The sequence below is a fragment of the Streptomyces sp. A18 genome, assembly GCF_059026065.1.
In genome coordinates this window covers 51,979-70,122 of the sequence record NZ_JBWLKL010000016.1, presented here as the reverse complement: position 1 = coordinate 70,122, position 18,144 = coordinate 51,979, and the positions used below count along the sequence as shown (strand labels likewise).

At 69.5% G+C, this 18,144-nt stretch carries 15 protein-coding genes; 8 read left to right on the top strand and 7 right to left on the bottom strand.

The window, feature by feature from the left end:
* Nucleotides 1–213 precede the first annotated feature (213 nt).
* Complete coding sequence (locus tag AC5P1C_RS24280) at nt 214–3,219, top strand: 3-keto-alpha-glucoside-1,2-lyase-like domain-containing protein (protein WP_493868111.1); 3,006 nt, start codon at nt 214–216, stop codon at nt 3,217–3,219.
* Nucleotides 3,220–3,418: 199 nt separating this feature from the next.
* On the opposite strand, the gene AC5P1C_RS24275 is transcribed toward AC5P1C_RS24280, so the two are convergent.
* Nucleotides 3,419–4,003: an MSMEG_1061 family FMN-dependent PPOX-type flavoprotein gene (locus AC5P1C_RS24275; RefSeq protein WP_493868027.1), complete on the bottom strand. Its 585-nt coding sequence runs from the start codon at nt 4,001–4,003 to the stop codon at nt 3,419–3,421.
* A 199-nt stretch (nt 4,004–4,202) separates the two neighbouring features.
* Between AC5P1C_RS24275 and AC5P1C_RS24270 the strand changes: the two genes are divergently transcribed.
* Both AC5P1C_RS24270 and AC5P1C_RS24265 read left to right on the top strand, forming a co-directional pair.
* Nucleotides 4,203–5,387, top strand: a complete 1,185-nt coding sequence (locus tag AC5P1C_RS24270; protein WP_493868026.1) for a MalY/PatB family protein — start codon at nt 4,203–4,205, stop codon at nt 5,385–5,387.
* 289 nt (nt 5,388–5,676) lie between these two features.
* Nucleotides 5,677–6,279: a hypothetical protein gene (locus tag AC5P1C_RS24265; protein ID WP_493868025.1), complete on the top strand. Its 603-nt coding sequence runs from the start codon at nt 5,677–5,679 to the stop codon at nt 6,277–6,279.
* A gap of 78 nt (nt 6,280–6,357) precedes the next feature.
* Here AC5P1C_RS24265 and AC5P1C_RS24260 read toward each other — a convergent pair whose 3' ends face one another.
* Nucleotides 6,358–7,302, bottom strand: coding sequence for an epimerase (locus AC5P1C_RS24260; protein ID WP_493868024.1), 945 nt, complete (start codon nt 7,300–7,302; stop codon nt 6,358–6,360).
* Nucleotides 7,303–7,333: 31 nt separating this feature from the next.
* Between AC5P1C_RS24260 and AC5P1C_RS24255 the strand changes: the two genes are divergently transcribed.
* Nucleotides 7,334–7,591 (top strand): chemotaxis protein CheB, encoded by a 258-nt coding sequence (locus AC5P1C_RS24255; protein ID WP_493868023.1) that lies wholly within the window; start codon nt 7,334–7,336, stop codon nt 7,589–7,591.
* Here AC5P1C_RS24255 and AC5P1C_RS24250 read toward each other — a convergent pair whose 3' ends face one another.
* From AC5P1C_RS24250 to AC5P1C_RS24240, 3 genes are all read right to left on the bottom strand, one after another.
* A complete protein-coding gene (locus AC5P1C_RS24250; RefSeq protein WP_493868022.1) occupies nt 7,592–8,458 on the bottom strand; it encodes an LLM class flavin-dependent oxidoreductase in 867 nt (288 codons plus the stop codon).
* Between the two features lie 120 nt (nt 8,459–8,578).
* A complete protein-coding gene (locus AC5P1C_RS24245) occupies nt 8,579–8,734 on the bottom strand; it encodes a hypothetical protein (protein WP_493868021.1) in 156 nt (51 codons plus the stop codon).
* A 22-nt stretch (nt 8,735–8,756) separates the two neighbouring features.
* Nucleotides 8,757–9,605, bottom strand: coding sequence for an LLM class flavin-dependent oxidoreductase (locus AC5P1C_RS24240; protein ID WP_493868020.1), 849 nt, complete (start codon nt 9,603–9,605; stop codon nt 8,757–8,759).
* 279 nt (nt 9,606–9,884) lie between these two features.
* Between AC5P1C_RS24240 and AC5P1C_RS24235 the strand changes: the two genes are divergently transcribed.
* The 4 genes from AC5P1C_RS24235 (at nt 9,885) to AC5P1C_RS24220 (ending at nt 15,247) form a co-directional block, all read left to right on the top strand.
* On the top strand, nt 9,885–10,670 hold the full coding sequence (locus AC5P1C_RS24235) for an IclR family transcriptional regulator (RefSeq protein ID WP_493868019.1): 786 nt from the start codon (nt 9,885–9,887) through the stop codon (nt 10,668–10,670).
* 148 nt (nt 10,671–10,818) lie between these two features.
* Nucleotides 10,819–12,879: an oxidoreductase gene (locus AC5P1C_RS24230; protein WP_493868018.1), complete on the top strand. Its 2,061-nt coding sequence runs from the start codon at nt 10,819–10,821 to the stop codon at nt 12,877–12,879.
* Nucleotides 12,880–12,926: 47 nt separating this feature from the next.
* Nucleotides 12,927–14,189 (top strand): aromatic ring-hydroxylating oxygenase subunit alpha, encoded by a 1,263-nt coding sequence (locus tag AC5P1C_RS24225; protein WP_493868017.1) that lies wholly within the window; start codon nt 12,927–12,929, stop codon nt 14,187–14,189.
* Complete coding sequence (locus AC5P1C_RS24220) at nt 14,186–15,247, top strand: FAD-binding oxidoreductase (protein ID WP_493868016.1); 1,062 nt, start codon at nt 14,186–14,188, stop codon at nt 15,245–15,247. The genes AC5P1C_RS24225 and AC5P1C_RS24220 overlap by 4 nt, the downstream gene beginning before the upstream one ends.
* Here AC5P1C_RS24220 and AC5P1C_RS24215 read toward each other — a convergent pair.
* The gene (locus AC5P1C_RS24215) at nt 15,234–16,832 is read right to left on the bottom strand and encodes an AbgT family transporter (RefSeq protein ID WP_493868015.1); all 1,599 of its coding nucleotides are present in this window, start codon (nt 16,830–16,832) and stop codon (nt 15,234–15,236) included. The two genes, AC5P1C_RS24220 and AC5P1C_RS24215, sit on opposite strands and share 14 nt — an antisense overlap.
* Complete coding sequence (locus AC5P1C_RS24210; protein ID WP_493868014.1) at nt 16,829–18,121, bottom strand: metal-dependent hydrolase family protein; 1,293 nt, start codon at nt 18,119–18,121, stop codon at nt 16,829–16,831. Before AC5P1C_RS24210 ends, AC5P1C_RS24215 begins: the two co-directional genes overlap by 4 nt.
* Between the last annotated feature and the right edge of the window lie 23 nt (nt 18,122–18,144).

The window sequence follows — 18,144 nt, the reverse complement described above, 5'->3', positions numbered from 1 at the left end:
AGTATGGACGATGCGAGGCACTCTTCGTACGCTGGGCGTCGCTCTCGTACGGAAGTCTGCGCAAGGCGCGGCCATAAGCCGTGGCCCGCACCACCACCGGAATGTGCACGAACTCCACTCCGCGGACGCGGGCCGAGGCGGCCCGGGGCCGCCTCGCAGCGCCCAGCAGGAGACAGAGTGACGCCACACGAGCACCCCACGACCCCACACCGCATCCGCCGCCGCTCGCGTCTGAGACCGCGCAGAGCCACCGGGATCATCCTCGGGCTGCTGCTGGCCGGCGGGCTGACCGCGCCGGCCGCCGGCGCCGACGAGAAGAAGCCCTTCGCCGACCTGCCGCCGCAGGAACCCGGCGTGACGCTGCGGGTGTTCGACATCCAGTCCCCGCTCAGCAAGCTCTGCGACCTCAAGCCGGCCCAGACCCCCAACGTCGACAAGCTGATCCCCACCGTCGACTGGTCGTCCACCGAAGGCTTCGGGTTCAACGACAACTTCGTTTCGCAGATCATCGGCAACATCAACGTGCCCGACGACGGCGCGTACACCTTCCGGCTGATCAGCGACGACGGCTCCCGTCTGTTCATCGGCGACAAGAAGGTCATCGATCACGACGGACTGCACGGGGCCGAGCCCAAGGACGGCGAGATCACGCTGACGCCGGGCTACCACCCCCTGCGCATCGACCACTTCGACCGGAGCAACGACCAGCAGGTCACCCTGCAGTGGAAGCCGCCCGGCGCGGACGCCTTCACTCTCGTGCCGAACTCCGTGCTCAGCACGGACGCCGACGTGGTGCGGGTGACCGCGCCGGGCCGCAAGGAATGTGAGGGCACCCTCGACACGCCTGGCGACGGCCTCCCGCTGAAGTCGGTCAACCCCGGCTACACGCTGACCGACCTGCGCCCCAAGGGATTTGAGCCGCAGGTGTCCGCGATGGACTGGCTGCCCGACGGCAGGCTCGCGGTGACCACCTGGGGCGGCAGCCAGGAGACCAAGGGCGAGGTGTACGTCCTGGACAACGTCACCGGCGACACGGGCCCGGACAAGGTCACGTACAGGAAGATCGCCGACGGGCTCAAGGAGCCGATGGGCATCAAGTACGTGGACGGGAAGCTGTATGTCTCGGAGAAGCACCAGCTGACCGAGCTCGCCGACATCAACGGCGACAACGACGCGGGCGAGCGACGGAAGATCGCCGAGTGGCCCTACGGCGGGAACTTCCACGAGTTCGCGTTCGGGCTGCTCTACGAAAAGGGCCACTTCTACCTGAACCTGTCCGTCGCCATCAACTACGGCGGCGCGACGACCGATCCGCAGCCCGCCGCCAACCGCGGCACCACCATCAAGGTGAACAAGGCCAACGGAAAGGTCAGTTACCTCGCCGGCGGCCTGCGCACCCCCAACGGCATCGGCCGCGGCCCCGACAACGAGCTGTTCGTCACCGACAACCAGGGCGGCTGGCTGCCCGCGTCGAAGCTGATGCACGTCAAGCAGGACCGGTTCTTCAACCACTACACGAACCCGGACGGCCCCTTCGACGACAAGAACGTCACCAAGCCGGTGCTGTGGCTGCCGCAGAACGAGATAGCCAACTCGCCCAGCACTCCCATGACGGTGAAGAAGGGAACGTTCGCCGGGCAGCTGATGTTCGGCGACGTCACCTACGGCGGCTTGCAACGCGCCGACCTGGAGAAGGTCAACGGCGAGTTCCAGGGCGCGGTCTTCCGCCACACCCAGGGCCTGGAGTCCGGCATCACCCGCATCTCCACCGGACCGGACGGGGCCATCTACACCGGTGGGCTCGGCGCGGACGGCAACTGGGGCCAGGAGGGCAAGCTCCGCTTCGGCCTGCAGAAGCTCACCCCGAACGGCAAGACCGCCTTCGACATCAAGACCATGCGCGCCACGTCCGACGGCTTCAAGCTCACCTACACCAAGCCGCTGTCGGACAAGACCATCGAGAAGCTCACCAGCGGCGCCTACTCCGTGGAGCAGTGGCGCTACGCCCCCACCCCCGCCTATGGCGGCCCGAAGGTCGACGAGGAGTCCCTGCCCGTCACCAAGGCCGGCGTCTCGGACGACCGCCGCACCGTCCAGTTGACCATCCCCGGGCTCAAGAGCGACCGCGTGGTGCACGTGCGCTCACCGCGACCGTTCTCCTCGGCCGACGACGAGCAGCTGTGGTCCACCGAGGCCTGGTACACCCTCAACGCGCGACCCGGCCACAACGACCCGGTCACGTCGTACGACGCCGAGTCGGCGCGTCTTTCGGGCGGCGCGGACGTCGACACCGAGCACGCCGGGTACACCGGCGGCGGCTTCGTCGACGGGTTCAAGGAGCCGGGCGCCACCGCGACCTTCGACGTCGTGGCTCCGGCCAAGGGCACGTACTCCGTGGGCCTGCGCTATGCCAACGGCCCCAATCCATCCGCCGGCACCAAGACCCTCGGCGTCAGCGTGAACGGCGGGAAGGCGAGCCGGACGAGCCTTCCCTCGACGGAGACGTGGAAGCGCTGGTCGACCAAGACCGAGCAACTCGCCCTGCGCAAGGGCCGCAACACCATCTCGTACAGCTATCGGCCCGAGGACACCGGGCACGTCAACCTCGACATGATCGAGGTGCGCAAGCCGAACAGTCGCATCGACCTGTTCTCCGGAGGCAGCGCCTCCACCGCCTGGCAGCACACCGACGGCCGCAGCGTCGAATGGCCGCACACGGCAGAGAAGTCGATCGAGGTGTGCTGCGGGGACATCCGCACGAAGCAGGCCTTCGGTGACTTCAAGCTGCACGCCGAGTTCCGGGTGCCGAAACTGCCGGACGACGTCACCGGGCAGGATCGCGGCAACAGTGGGATCTACCTCCAGGAGCGGTACGAGGTGCAGATCCTGGACTCGTTCGGCGTGGAGAAACTCGCCGCGAACGAAGCCGCCTCCATCTACAACAAGAAGGCGGCCGACCTCAACGCCTCCACCGCGCCGGAGACATGGCAGACGTACGACATCGTCTTCCGCGCCGCCCGCTTCGACGCGGACGGCAAGAAGACCGCGGACGCCAGGATCACCGTCGTGTGGAACGGCAAGAAGGTCCACGACGACGTGGCCGTCGACGGTCCGACCGGGGCGGGCGACGCCGAATCCGCGGCGGCGGGCGCGATCAAGCTGCAGGACCACGGCAACAAGGTCCGCTTCCGCGACGTCTGGATCGAGCCGGTGGACTGATCCGGCGAACTGAGCCGCGAACTGAAGGCAGTGAACTGACCTGGTGCTCTCCGGGCCGTCGATGGCGGCCCGGAGAGCACTCGGCATGTGTCACCCCTGTGGGGGGGGATGGCCGATCACCCGAGGGACGACGAGCCTGAGGTGGTGAACAAGAAGCTCTCCGCACTCCTCGTGACGGTGGCCGCGGCGGCCACCACTCTCAAGAGCGGGGCGCGTCCTGCGGCCATGTTTCCGGCTGCCAGATGCCGGCCCGCCGCAGCGACTGGGAGCAGTGCCGGAAGATCTCGTCTATCTCGACGACGAGTGCCAGGCGGGGGCGCTGACCCTTGACGGTCATCGCGTCGAAGAACGGGGCGTCCGTCAGGATCCGTGCCCGGCCGTTGATGCGCAGGATGTCGGCGCTGCCCGGCACCAGGTGGAGCAGTCCCACATGCGGGTTCCCGAGAATGTTGCGGAAGCTGTCGCTGCGCCGGTTGCCGGGGCGGTCGGGCAGGACGACGGTGCGCGCGTCCAGGACATGGACGAATCCCGGTGCGTCGCCACGCGGGGAGGTGTCACAGTTGCCTTCCGCGTCCGAGGTGGAGACGACGCAGAACGGGGAGCGGGCCAGGATCCCCAGGTCGTCAGGGACCAGCTCGTCGTGGACCTTGTCGATGACGATCGGGTGCGGTGCGCCGAGCAGTTCGGTCAGCTCTTCGCCCGAGCGTAGTACTTGCCAGGTGTGCGGCGCCGTGGCGCGACCGCCAAGGGACGGGACGGTTGCGGGTGTCGCGGCGTCGGGCACGGGGTTCCTCACAGGTCGGCGGACAGGCGCACAGACTGGCGAATAAGATTCGTTAGGCTCACCTTACTGGAGCGTGTAAACGGCGTGCCGATGTGCCCCCTGTCGGCATCGGTGCACCTGCGGCCCGTGTGGTCGGTCTGATCCATCTGATCGCGTCGAAGCAGGTCGGAATCCGGGCGGACCTGCCTACTTTTGACGTATGGAAAATGTGTCGCGTGATCCCATCGTGCCGGACGGCGCGAACCCGCTGCGTCGGCTCTCGCTGGAACAGCTGCGGCGTCGCACGAGCATGAAGTGGCGGACCTATCCGCACGACGTCCTGCCGCTGTGGGTGGCCGAGATGGACGTCCCACTGGCCGAGCCGATCGCCGAGGCCATCACCCACGCCGTGGAGCTCGGTGACACCGGCTATCCCGCCGGGACGGTGTACGCCGAGGCGCTGGCCGAGTTCGCCCACAAGCGGTGGGGCTGGGACGGCCTCGCCGTCGAGCGCACGGCGATCGTGCCCGACGTGATGCTCGGCATCGTCGAGATGCTCAAGCTGGTCTCCGCGCCCGGCGACCCCGTCATCGTCAACTGCCCTGTCTACCCACCCTTCTACCAGTTCGTCGGCAACCTGGACCGGCTCGTCGTCGAGGCACCCCTGGGGCCGGATCTGCGGATCGACTTCGCCGTACTGGAGGATGTGTTCCGGCGTACGGCACGAGGAGCGAGCCGGCCGGTGTACCTGCTGTGCAGCCCGCACAATCCGACCGGGACCGTGCACACCGCCGCCGAGTTGACACGGGTCGCGCGCCTGGCGCGGGAGCACGGGGTACGCGTCGTGGTGGACGAGATCCACGCCCCGATCGTGTCGGCGGACACATCCTTCGTGCCCTTCCTGAGCGTGCCCGGAGCGGAGAACGGGCTGTCCCTGATGTCGGCGTCGAAGGCCTGGAACCTGGCCGGGCTCAAGGCCGCCCTCGCCATCGCGGGCCCCGAAGCCGCAGACGACCTGGCCCGCATCCCCGAAGAGGTGAGTCACGGCCCCAGTCACCTCGGCATCATCGCCCACACGGCGGCCTTGCGGGACGGAGGCGATTGGCTCGACGCGTTGCTCCGCGGCCTCGACGACAACCGCCGGCTCCTTGCCGCACTGTTGTCCGAGCACCTGCCCGCCATCGACTACTCGCCCGCACAAGGCACCTTCCTGGCCTGGCTCGACTGCCGGGACCTCGGCCTGGGCGACGACCCTTCGGAGACCTTCCTGCAGCGCGGTCGCGTCGCGCTGAACTCCGGGAAAGCCTTTGGAACAGGCGGCGAGGGCTTCGTCCGACTCAACCTGGCGGCCTCACCAGAAGTAGTCACCGAGGCAGTCCGGCGGATGGCATCGGCCGTCACCTGAACTTCGAACACGAGATCAACATGGCCTCGATATGAGGGTCAATCCTCACCCAGTGCATCCGCGCACGGCTATGAGCACGTAACCTTCGCTACCCGCACATGCGTTACTGCTGTTGAAGGTTGGGCAGTCAGCATTCAGGGGTTCACTCAGGTGCGCCCTCCATTCAGGAGTGCTCAGGCGTGAGCACGATCCGCCATCCCGCACGACCGAGTGCGCTCACGAAAAGGTCACTGCTATGTCAGACGTTCAGCCGGAAACTTCCGGAGTGCAGGCCCAGTACGCCGTCCGCGTGGCCACGGACCTCGAGACCAATCGCAAGGAGCAGGACCGCATCGGAGCCGAGGTGGCAGCGCTGCAGGAGCAGCTGCAGGCACTGGAGAGCGACCACGCGGTGCTGCTGAGCATGCAGGAGGCGCTGGGGTCCCCCGGCACCGCGACAGCCGCCCCCGCGAAGAAGACGTCCCCCCTCAAGGAGTCGGTACCCGCTCCCCGGGCGGGCGCTGCCGGTTCGAGTGCGGCCCGAACCAAGAAGGCCACAGCCACCAAGGCCAAGACCACCGCCAAGGGCAAGGACAAGGCAGCCAAGAACGGTCCCAAGGCCGCCGAGAAGAAGAAGCCTGCCGGGCCTGCAGCGGGCCCCACACTGGTCGAACTGATCGACAAGCACCTCGTCCAGCAGACCGAACCGCGCTCCGCCGCCGAGATCACCACCGCACTCGCCCAGGAGCACCCCGAGCGCACCATCAAGACCACCGTCGTGCGCACCACGGTGGAGGGTCTTGTCGCCAAGGGCCGGGCCCACCGCGCCAAGCAGGGTTCCTCCGTCTTCTACACGGCGGCCGGCGCCGCGGAGAAGCCCGCTGAAGTGCAGTCGGAGACCTCCGCGAGCTGAACCCGGGGAGAGTTGCTCGCCGTTGTGGCGCCGGTGCGGGTCATGCCGCCTTGCGGAGCCCGCACCGTCGGCTCTCGCTCAGCCGCGCTCCCGCGCGCGCCGTACGAGATCGGCCGCCGCGGCCGGCCATGCGGCTTGCTCGAAGACGAAGCCCTCGTCGAGCAGTCGGCCCGGGACCACGCGGCGGCTCTTGAGGAGCAGCTCCGTGTCCGTGCGGAGCACGAACGCTCCGATCTCCGCCATCCACTTGGTGGCGGGGAGCCCCACCCGGACGCCCGCCGCGGCCCGCAGGTCCCGCATGAACGTACGGTGCGGGAGCGGGCCGGGGGCGGCCAGGTTCACCGGGCCCGCGATGTCGTCGCGGGCGATGAGGAACTCCACCGCGCGTGCGAAGTCCCGGTCGTGGATCCAGGACAGGTACTGGGACCCGCCCGCGACGGGCCCACCGAGGCCGAGCCGCGCCATCCGCAGCAGGACGTCGAAGACACCGCCTCGGTCGGGGCTCATCACCATGGCGGCGCGTAGGGCGACCTTGCGGGTGCGCGGGGTGGTGGCCTCCTCCTGGGCGCGCTCCCAGTTCTTGGCGATCCGTACGCTGTACTCCCAGTAGTCCGGGATCCCGGTCTCCATGCCGCCGAAGACACCGGTCGCCTCGTCGTGGGCGGCGTCGAATCGGTGCGCGTAGATCGTGGCGGTGCTCATCTGGAGCCAGAGAGCCGGCGGTTTCGCCGCGGCGGCGATCGCCGCGCCGACGGCCTCGGCGGACTGGACCCGCGAATCCATCATGTCCCGCAGATTGGCCTCGGTGTAGCGACAACTGACGCTGCGCCCCGCCAAGTTGACCACGACGTCACTGCCGTCGATCTCGGCGATCCATGGGCCCGACGTCCGTCCGTCCCAGGCCACTTGGCGCTCACGTACGGGGCTTCTGCTCAGGACGACGACATCATGCCCGGCGGCGGTCAGCTCCCGGTCGAGCACGGCGCCGACCTGCCCAGTACCTCCCGCAAGCACTACCTTCATCAAGCTCCCCCCTCACTTACTGACCACGGGCGTGGAAGCGGTCGAGTCGCGCGGGGGTGTCGTCATCGTGGAGGATCCGGTGACGGCCGCGTCCCACGGGATGCTCAGATCCGCCGTCGAGACCGGCCAGGTCGACTTCGTGCGCCCCGCCGAGGGCATCGCACCCCTCATCCGCGAACTCCTGCCCCCCGGCCGTCCCCAGCCCCTGAGCCCCTTACTTGGCCCGCGGCTGCGGAAAGGAACCAAGTTCCGGCCCCGCACCCGGGCCCACCCGCGGACACCTGCGTGACTACAAGACCGGCGGGCCTTGTTCGACGCGGCGCAGCACCGGAGTGAGCCGGTCGACTCCGTCACCGGTCTCGATCTGCCGCTCGTCCCACCACGTGACTCCCGCATCGGCCAACGGGCCGAGCATGTCACGGGTCTTGGCGGCGTCGCCGCCCGGCGTGGCACCGCCGAGGACGATCTCGAAGGGAGCGTCGGGGCGGTCCTCGCGCTGCTGTCGTACGTAGGCGACCAGGTCGCGGACCTGACCGATCGGCGGCACATGGCCGTGCTTGGCGTCGTTGAACAGCGGGACCGCGCCGTCCCAGCGGGCCGCCCGGCGCATGGGCGGGCGGTTCGGCCAGAAACCGGCGACCCAGACCGGTGGCCGAGGACGTTGCGCCGTGGCCGGCAGCAGCGTCACGTCCCGTGCCTGAAAGTGCCGTCCGTCGTGGTTCACCGGCTCGCCCGTCCAGTAACGCTGCAGCAGGTCCAAGCCCTCGTCCAGGCGTTCGGCCAGCACCTTCGGGTCCGTGGTGTCACCGAAACTCGCGTACTCGTCCACGACGGGCCCGCCGAGCCCCGTGCCGAACGTGACCCGGCCGCCGCTCAGGACGTCCAGGGTCGCCACCTGGCGGGCGAGCTGCTGCGGGCGGCGCCGGGCGACGGGGGTGACCAGCGTGCCCAGTCTGATCCGGGAGGTCGCAAGCGCGGCGGCGGTCAGCAGCATCCAGGGATCACCGAAGGGCCTGCCCTCGTGCTTGCGATGGAGCACGTGATCCCAGACGAACAGGCCGTCCCACCCTGCCTGTTCCGCCGCCACGGCCAGCTTCGCCACGGTCCTGGGATCGGCGAAGTCGCCGAAGTTCGGGATGTTGATCGAGAAACGCATCCCCGCATCCTGCTGCACGGCAGCGGGACCGGCAACCGATATGCCGCCCTCGCAGCGGCCTCCCGGCGAGGAGATCCGCCGGGAGGCCGCTGTTCGTGGTCGCCGGTGACCCAGAGAGGGTCAGGGGGCAGCCTCCGCGAAGACGGCGGTCGGCTGCGGCGCCGAGGTGTCCGCCCAGTCGATGCGGACCCCGAACCCGTGGTCGAGGAACCCGAGGAAGCCCACGTCGGGCGCCTCCTCACCGGTGTAGATGAAGCCGGGCACCTGCTCGTCCATCGGGACAGGAACCCGGCATCGGTCAACTCAGCGTCTCGGCCAGGCGGTCCACCTGGTTCGGGTCCAGGCCATGGCAGTAGAGCATGACCTCATCGGCGCCGAGGTCGGTGAAGGCGGTGATCGCGGCGCGGATCTCGGTCGGGGTAGTGCACAGTCCGGCGACCATGCGGTCGGCCATGCCGGTGAAGGCGTAGTACGCGTGCATGTTGGACCGGGCGTCACCGATCACGTCTTCGGGGCCGAGCGCGACGTTGATCTGCGCGACGATGCGCGGTTCGCCGTCGCGGTCGTACTCCTTCCAGAACCTTCGGGCGGTGTCGAACAGGCCGCCTGCCCAGGAGAGCGGCGCGGCGGCGAGGAAGCCGTCGCCCCAGCGTGCGACGCGTTCGATCGCGGCGGGCTTGAAACCGCCGAAGAGGACTTCGGGTCCGCCCGGCCGGGCGGGCGCAGGGCCGATCGGGCCGATGTCGTGACCGTACGGTTCGCCGGACCACAGGCGGCGCATGAGTGCCATCTGCTCGTCGAGGCGTCGGCCTCGGGTGCGCTTGTCGATGCCCGCGGCCTGATGGTCGTCGTCCCGGCCTCCGACGCCCAGGCCGAGCACCAGCCGGCCGCCGGACATCTGGTCCAAGGTGGCGGCCTGCTTGGCGAGGAGGACGGTGTCGCGCAGCGGTGCGAGCAGCACCTCGGTCTGGACGCGGATCCGGGAGGTGGCGCCTGCGAGAAGGGCGAGGGCGACCAGGGGTTCGGGGTTGTCGTAGACGAGCCGGTCGAGCAGGCCGAGCGTGCTGAAGGGGCCCGCGTCGGCGCGTCGGGCCCAGGTGAGCAGGGTGGCAGGGTCACCGATGGGCAGACCGATACCGATGTTCATGAAGGAGACCTCCGACAGGAAGGGTCGACAAAGTTGGCTGCCGCCCCTCCGGCACCTCTGCGAGGTGGGACGTTCCCGCTCTGCGGCGTGCTTCTGGGGAACGTCTCGTCGAAGTGATCTCACTCTAGGGACCGTTGGTGGGTGGGACAAGGAGTTTTGTACCGGCGCCTCCGGCCCAACGCCATGTGCCCGGTGGGTCACGTGGGTCAGGTGGGGCACATGGGTCATGTGGGTCACGTGTTCGCTGGCGGTGCCCGCCGCTCGGATACGCTTTCCGCCATGACCAGCAACGGGGGCCGTCCACGTGACCACTCGGTGCAGTCCGTCGACCGGGCGGTATCGATCCTTCAGGTGTTGGCCGCGCAGGGCCCGTCCGGCGTGACCGACATCGCCGAGGCGCTGGCCATCCACAAGTCGACCGTGTTCCGGCTGCTTGCGACGCTGGAGTCGCGGGGCCTGGTCGAGCAGGACACCGAGCGCGGGCGTTACCGCATCGGGTACACGATGGTCGAACTCGCCGCCGGGGCGAGCAAGGTGAACGACCTGTCCATGCTCAGCCGCCCGATCTGCCAGGAGCTGGCCGCGGCGGTGGGCGACACCGTGAACGTGGCGATCCACGACGGGCACGACGTGATCAGCGTCGACCAGGCGATCGGTGCGGCGGCGATCACGACCTGGGACTGGGTCGGCAGGCGCACCCCGATGCATGCCACCGCGTCGGGCAAACTCTTCCTGGCGTACATGGCTCCCGGTCAGGTCGCGGAGATCTTCGCGCGAGGGCCGGAGAAGTACACCCCGCACACCATCGTCGACCCGGCGCGTCTCACGGCGGAGTTCGAAGCGGTCCGTGAGCGTGGGTACGCGATCACGATCGAGGAGCACGCTCTCGGCCTGGCTGCCATCGCCGCCCCGATCCGCGCCCTGGACGGTCAGGTCATCGCGGCGGTGGCGCTGTCCGGGCCGACCTTCCGCATCAACGAGGAAACCGTGCCCGACCTCGCGGAACAGTTGATGACGGCCGGCGCGAAGATCTCCTGGCGCCGGGGGTACGTGAAGCGCGGCTGAGCGCGGCTCGGGCGAGGGCTGCGAAGGCTCTTGACGGCCGGGGATTTCCGGCTCCACCATTTGTCTCGTATAGCGGTGTTGTTTCGCATAGCGAAACGCACGCTGTCTGAGCTTGTCCGCGCATTTCTGAGCTTGCCGAGGAGCTGCCGTGCCCTCACTCACCCTGGATCCCCTGCTCAAGCCCTTCCAGCTCAAGCACCTCACCCTGCGCAACCGCGTCGTCAGCACCTCACATGAACCGGCGTTCGGCGAGGACGGCCTGCCCAAGGACCGCTACCGCGCCTACCACCTCGAAAAGGCACGGGGCGGCGCCGGTCTCACCATGATCGGCGGCTCGGCCGTCATCTCCCCCGACAGCCCGCCCGCGTTCGGCAACCTGCTGCTGTACCGCGACGACATCGTGCCGTGGCTGCGCCGCCTCACCGACGACGTGCACGACGCCGGGGCGGCGGTCATGTGCCAGGTCACCCACCTGGGCCGCCGCACCAGCAACTTCACCGGGGACTGGCTCCCGTTGGTGTCCGCCTCACCGCTGCGCGAACCCGCCCACCGCTCGTTCCCCAAGGCCGCGGAGGACTGGGACCTGGACCGGATCGTCGCCAACTACGTTTCCGCGGCGCTCCGTTGCCGGGAGGGTGGGCTCGACGGCGTCGAACTGGAGGCGTACGGCCACCTCCTGGACAGCTTCCTGTCCCCCGCCACCAACCACCGGGGCGACCGGTGGGGCGGCAGCCTGGAGCGCCGCATGACGTTTCCGCGCCGGGTGATCCGTGCCGTCCGCGAAGCCGTCGGCCCGGACTTCGTCGTCGGCATCCGGATGTCGCTGGACGAGGCACGCCCCGGCGGCCTCGGCATGGAGGAAGCACTCGCCGCCGCCGAGCAATTCACCTCCGACGGCATCGACTTCATCAGCGCCATCCACGGCTCCATCGAGAGCGACGCGTCCCTCGCCAAGGCCATCCCGCCCATCGGTACCCCGCTCGGGCCGTTCCTGGGCTTCACCGGAGAGGTCAGGCGACGGCTCTCGGTCCCCGTGATGCACGCGGCGCGGATCGCCGACGTCGCCACGGCGCGGCACGCCCTGCGCGAAGGGCTCCTCGACCTGGTCGGCATGACCCGCGCGCAGATCGCCGACCCGCACCTGGTCGCCAAGGTGAAGGCAGGCCAAGAGGATCGCATCCGGCCCTGTGTCGGGGCGAGTTACTGCCTCGACGCGATCTACGACTCCGGTGACACCAAGTGCGTGCACAACCCGGCCACCGGCCGCGAACTCCACGTACCGCACCTCATATCCGCCACCACCGGCCCCCGCAGGAAAGCGGTGATCGTCGGAGGCGGTCCGGCCGGTCTGGAGGCGGCGCGCGTGCTCGGCGAACGCGGCCACGACGTCGTCCTGTTCGAGGCGAGCGGCCGGCCCGGCGGCCAGATCAGGCTCGCCGCGTCCAACCCCCGCCGGCACGACCTGCTCGGCATCGTCGACTGGCGTATGGCCGAGTGCAAGCATCACGGCGTCGACCTGCGCCTGGGCACCTACGCGGAGGCGGACGACGTCCTCGCCGAAGACCCCGACCTCGTCATCGTCGCCACCGGCGGCACCCCCGACCGCAGCTTCCTCGCCGCGGGCGAGAGCCTGGTCGCCGACACCTGGGACGTGATGACGGGCTCCCTGCCGCGCCCCCGAGGCGAAGCGGCCCGCATCCTCGTCTACGACGATCACGGCGGCCATCCGGCCATGGACGCGACAGAGGTCCTCACCGCGTCCCACGCCCGGATCGAGTACGTCACTCCCGAGCGCACCCTCGCTCCCGACGTCGGCAGCATGAACTCCCCCGCCTACCTACGGGCGTTCACCGCCCACGGCGTCACCACCACGCTCGCCCAGCGGCTGCGGTCCGTGCGCCGCACCACGGACGGGCGGCTCGCGGCGACCCTCTACAGCGAGTACACGGAAACCGAGACCGAGCGGATCGTGGACCAAGTAGTCGTCGAGCACGGGACATTGCCGAATGACGAGCTGTACGTCGCGCTCCTTCCCGGGTCGACCAACCTCGGCGAGGTCGACCACACCGCTCTGCTGGCGCACGAACAACAGACGGTGGTCCGCAACGAGGCGGGCCGCTACCAGCTGTTCCGCGTCGGCGACGCCGTCACCGCCCGCAACATCCACGCCGCGATCTACGACGCACTGCGGCTGTGCCTGCCGGTCTGAAGACCCTCCCACTCCCATCAACTCCACGGATGCATTGGAGAGTTGAGATGCACCAAGTGACATCTTCCGCCGAGGCCGACGTGGGCGACCTCCTCGCCCGGCGCCCCGTCGGACAGAGCCTCGAAGCCCCCTTCTACCTCAGCGAGGAGCTCTTCGCCCTCGACATCGAAGCCGTCTTCGCCCAGCACTGGCTGTTCGTGGCCGCCGAGGCGGAGCTGCCCGAGCCCGGCGACTATGTGACGGTCACCATCGGCCCGTACTCGGTCATCGTCGTCCGTGACGACGAGGAAGAAGTACGGGCCTTCCACAACGTCTGCCGGCACCGCGGCACACGCATCCTCAACGAAGAGCGCGGCTCGGTGGGCAACATCGTCTGCGGGTACCACCGGTGGACGTACGGCGTGGACGGGAAACTGCTGCACGCCGAGTCCCAGGGACCCGGCTTCGACCCCTCCTGCTTCGCGCTGCGGCCCGTGCACGCGCGCACGGTGGCCGGGCTCGTCTTCATCTGCGTGGCCGACAAGCCACCCGACGACTTCGACGAGGTGGCCTCCCGCGTCGAGCCGTACATCGCTCCGCACCACCTGGCCCGCGCCAAGGTCGCCGCGCAGATCGACCTGGTCGAGAACGGCAACTGGAAACTGACCATGGAGAACAACCGGGAGTGCTACCACTGCGGCGGTCACCCCGAACTCCTGTGCACGTTCTTCCCCACGTACGGCTACGAGGAGCAGGACATCCCCGCGGCGCTGCGCCCGGCCTACGACCGCTACCTGAAGGCCGACGCCGACGCCCGTGCCACCTACGAGTCCCTCGGCCTGCCCTACGCCGCGATCGAGGAACTCGACACCCGCCCCACCGGTTTCCGCATCCAGCGCGAACCCCTCGACCTCGCGGGCGAGTCCTACACCCAGGACGGCGCGGCCGCCTGCACGCGTCTGCTGGCGGACTTCCCCACCGCCCGCCTGGGCCGGCTGGCCTTCCACACGCAGCCCAACGCGTGGTTCCACTTCATGGCCGACCACGCGGTCACGTTCTCCGTGCTCCCGCTCGCGCCGGACCGCACCCTCGTCCGTACCACCTGGCTCGTGCACGCCGACGCCGTCGAGGGCGTCGACTACGACCTCGACACCCTGACCAAGGTGTGGGCGGCCACGAACGAGCAGGACGCGGTGTTCGTCGCCCGTGCCCAGCAGGGCGTGAGCAGCCCGGCCTATGGACCGGGCCCGTACGCGCTGTCGGAGGAGCAGGTCGAGGCATTCGTCAGTTGGTACGTGACACGGCTCAGGGCACACCGGGAAGCGCAGTGAGCGCCGCCGAGGTCCCGTCGTGGGACGGCGAGACCGATGAACTGCTGCTGTGCCGTCAGGTCCAGCAGATCACGCACGACGTGAGGACGTTCGTGTTCGAGGCCGCCGAGCCGCGGCTGTTCCGGCACGACCCGGGGCAGTTCCTGACCCTGACCCTCGACATCGACGGGCTGCCGGTGCAGCGCTGCTACACCATCTCCTCGCCGCCCACGCGCCCCTTCCTGGTCGCCATGACGGTGAAGCGCGTACCCGGCGGGCTCGTGTCGAACTGGCTGCACGACCGCCTGCGGCCCGGCGACACCGTGCGGGCACACGGCCCGCACGGCGCGTTCTCCACGGTCCGGCATCCGGCGCCCAAGTACCTCTTCCTGTCCGGCGGCAGCGGAGTGACTCCGGTGATGTCGATGACCCGGGCGCTGTACGACCTGGCCGACCCGGCGGACGTGGTGTTCGTGCACAGTGCCCGCACGCCGTCGGACATCGTGTTCCGCCGCGAACTCGACCTCATCGCCGCGACCGCGCCGAATTTCCGGGTGGTCCACGTCTGCGAGGAGGACGCGCCGAACGAACCCTGGGGCGGTCACCGCGGCCGGCTGACGCCTCGGACGTTGCGGCAGATCGCGCCGGACCTCCTCGAACGGGAGGTCTTCACCTGTGGACCGGACGGCTACATGACCGGCGTACGCCTCATGCTGTCGGACGCGGGCTTCGCCATGGACCGCTACCACGAGGAGAGCTTCGCCTTCGAGGCGCCGACGCTGCCGGTCGACACGAGGCCGGGCCCCCGTACTTCTCCCGCCTTCAAGGTCGAGTTCGCCCGCAGCGGGCGCACGATCAAGTGCGACGCCGACACCGCCCTCCTGTCCGCCGCGTCCCGAGCGGGGCTCAGTCTGCCGGCCTCGTGCGCCCAGGGCCTGTGCGGCACCTGCAAGTCGAAGCTGGTGTCCGGTTCCGTCGACATGCGGCACAACGGCGGCATCCGTCCGCGTGAGATCGCACAGGACAAGATCCTCCTGTGCTGCTCGACACCGTTGGAGGACCTCGTCATCGATGCGTGATCTCCGCGCCGGGGCCGAGCGGCAGGCCCATGCCGTAGAAGATGCCGAGGACCGCGAGCCAGGCGACCAGGAACGGGACCACGAACACCGAGAGCCGGGACAGGACCGTGCCGAGCTGCGCCCCGGGTTCGTAGCGGCGCAGCATCGTCAGCATCAGGAAGACGTACGGATTGAGCGGGGTGATCATCTGGGTCGCGGAGTCGCCGATCCGGAACGCCGCCTGGGTGACGGCCGGTTCCATGCCGATGAGCATGAACGCCGGGACGAAGACCGGGGCGACCAGGGACCACAGGGCAGAGCCGGAGGTGACGAACAGGTTCAGGACGCAGACCAGGAGGACGAACAGGACCAGGCCGGTGAAGCCGGTCAGGCCGGCGGATTCAAGGAGGTTCGCTCCGTTCACCGCAAGCAGGGTGCCGACGTTGGACCAGTCGAAGACTCCGATGACCTGCGAGATCACCAGGATCAGCACGATGTATCCGGACATCCCGGTGATCGAATCGGCCATCATGCGAGGAGTGTCGTCGGCGCGCTTGATCGTGCCGACGGTGCGGCCGTAGACGACGCCCGCGAGGACGAACGCGACGAACAGGAGCGGCACGATGCCGTTCAGGACCGGCGAGGGGACCAGCGCACCGCCCTCGCCCCGCAGCGGGGAGCCCGGCAGCAGCCAGCAGGTGACCACGACGGCCGCGTAGAGCAGGACGGCCAGGCCCGAGCGCAGCAGGCCCGTGCGCTGCCTGGCGGTGACCGTGACCGTGACGGAGGGGTCCGCCTCAGCCTCGGTGTCGGCCTCCGTCTCGACTTCGTCGGCCCGCGGGTCCGGCTGGGGAAGCCGGGGTTCGAGGACGCGGGAGATCAGGAAGCCGCCGATCAGGGCGAGGACGCAGCTGGCCGCGGACGTGAAGAAGTAGTTGATGAGGATGTGCGTGGGGGCGTCCTCGCCGCCCGGCACGACCGCGGCGGCCTGGTGCGTGATGCCGGTGTAGAGCGCGTCGAGGGCGCCGATCGAGAAGCCCGCCGCGTAGCCCGCGCAGACGCAGGCGAAACCGCCGATGAGGCCCGCGATCGGGTTGCGGCCCGCGTTCTTGAAGGCGAGTGCGGCCAGCGGCGGGATCACCAGGATCGCCACGTCGCTCATCAGGTGCGCCTGACAGGACACGAAGGCGACCAGGTAGGGCAGCAGCCGCCTGGGGGCCCGCGCGATGGAGGCGCGTACGGCCGTCTCGAGCAGGCCCGTCTTCTCGGCCACGCCGACCGCGGCCATCATCAGCAGGACGGTGCCCAGCGAGGGGAAGCCGGTGAAGTTCGGTATGAAGTTCTCGAGCAGCCAGCGCACGCCCTCGCCGCTGAACAGGCCCTTGACCGCGAGTGTCTCGTCCTCGCCGGGGACCGTGACGGTGGTGCCGGTGGCGGCGAGGACCGTCGAGACCGTGCCGATGATCACGAAGAGGCCGAGGAACAGCAGCACCGGGTGCGGCAGTTTGTTGCCCGCGCGCTCGATGCCGTTCATGACCTTGTCGAGCAGGGACCGCTTCGGCGGTCCGCCTGTGGGCGTCTTCGCGGAGGTGACCGAGGTGCTCATCCGGCGGCTCCTTCGGATGGCGCGCCGCTCGCCGCGGGGGCGGACTGTGCCAGGGCGAGCGTGTCCTTGCGTACGGCGCCACGCTGGGCGACGAGCACGATGCGCGCCGGGTCGGACAAGACGGAGATGTCCGCGAGCGGATCGCCGTCGCACATCACCAGGTCGCCGTGCTTGCCCGCCTCCAGGGTGCCGATCTCCGCGGAGAGGCCCAGGAGTTCGGCGGCGCTGCGGGTGCCCGCCTCGATGGCCCGCTCCGGAGTCATGCCGAGGGACACGAGGTGCGAGAGCTCGCGCAGGTTGCGGCCGTGCGGCACCATCGCCGCGTCGGTGCCCATCGCGATGCGTACGCCGTCGGAGATGGCCGCGGCGATGTTCTCCCGGGTGATGCCGGACCAGCGGACCTTCTTCTCGTAGTGGAAGGGCTGCATGGTCGAGCGGTCGATGCCGTCGAACACCGTCGACAGGGTCGGCACCACGAACGTGCCCTGCTCGCCCGCCAGTTCGCGCGCCTGTGCGGTGAGGCCGTAGCCGTGCTCGACGCTGCTCACGCCGCCGCGGATCGCGTTGATGATGCCCGCGGTGCCCTGTGCGTGGGCCGCCACGGGGCGGCCGCCGTGCCGGGCCACCTCGTCGACGACCGTACGGATCTCCTCGACGGTCAGGCCCTCGTCGTCGGGCTGGTCGTAGGGGCTGCTCATCCCGCCGGTCGCACAGACCTTGATCACGTCGGCGCCGGAGCGGAGCAGGCGGCGCACCGCGACGCGTACCTCGTCCGGGGTGTCGGCGATCTCGCCCACTCCGGCGCTGGGATCGAAGCCGCACTCCGAGCGGAAGTCGGCGTGGCCGCCGGTGTGACTGAGGATGCGGACCGCCGTGTGCAGCCGGGGTCCCGTGGTGAGGCCCGCGGCCACCGCGTCCCGGTAGCCGGCCGGCAGGCCGCCCAGGTCACGGGCGGTGGTGATGCCCGCCTCAAGGGTGATGCGCAGGCGCTCGGCGGTGCGGAACGTCTCCAGGGTCTGATCGCTCTCGTGGCGGCGGACCATCTGCCGGGGCGATTCGATCGCGAGGTGGACATGGGTGTCGATGAAGCCCGGCAGGACCGTGCGTCCTGCCGCGTCCACGGTCCGGGCCCGTGCGGGCGCCTCGGGCGCTGTGGCGGCCGGTCCCGCGTGGACGATCGTGCCGTCCTCGTCGATGTCGATGACGGCGTCCGTCACGGGGGCCGCGCCGGTGCCGTCGACGAGGCGGGCTCGGATGATGCGCAGGGAGGAGAACTGTGCGTGGCTCATGGCCGACGATCATCGGTATCAGG

Bases quoted from the DNA above. Each gene is read 5' to 3' on its own strand.
- AC5P1C_RS24250 (WP_493868022.1), bottom strand. From the start codon at position 8,458: ATGCGTTTCTCGATCAACATCCCGAACTTCGGCGACTTCGCCGATCCC.
- AC5P1C_RS24245 (WP_493868021.1), bottom strand. From the start codon at position 8,734: ATGGACGAGCAGGTGCCCGGCTTCATCTACACCGGTGAGGAGGCGCCC.
- AC5P1C_RS24270 (WP_493868026.1), top strand. From the start codon at position 4,203: ATGGAAAATGTGTCGCGTGATCCCATCGTGCCGGACGGCGCGAACCCG.
- AC5P1C_RS24240 (WP_493868020.1), bottom strand. From the start codon at position 9,605: ATGAACATCGGTATCGGTCTGCCCATCGGTGACCCTGCCACCCTGCTC.
- AC5P1C_RS24225 (WP_493868017.1), top strand. From the start codon at position 12,927: ATGCACCAAGTGACATCTTCCGCCGAGGCCGACGTGGGCGACCTCCTC.
- AC5P1C_RS24215 (WP_493868015.1), bottom strand. From the start codon at position 16,832: ATGAGCACCTCGGTCACCTCCGCGAAGACGCCCACAGGCGGACCGCCG.
- AC5P1C_RS24210 (WP_493868014.1), bottom strand. From the start codon at position 18,121: ATGAGCCACGCACAGTTCTCCTCCCTGCGCATCATCCGAGCCCGCCTC.
- AC5P1C_RS24235 (WP_493868019.1), top strand. From the start codon at position 9,885: ATGACCAGCAACGGGGGCCGTCCACGTGACCACTCGGTGCAGTCCGTC.
- AC5P1C_RS24260 (WP_493868024.1), bottom strand. From the start codon at position 7,302: ATGAAGGTAGTGCTTGCGGGAGGTACTGGGCAGGTCGGCGCCGTGCTC.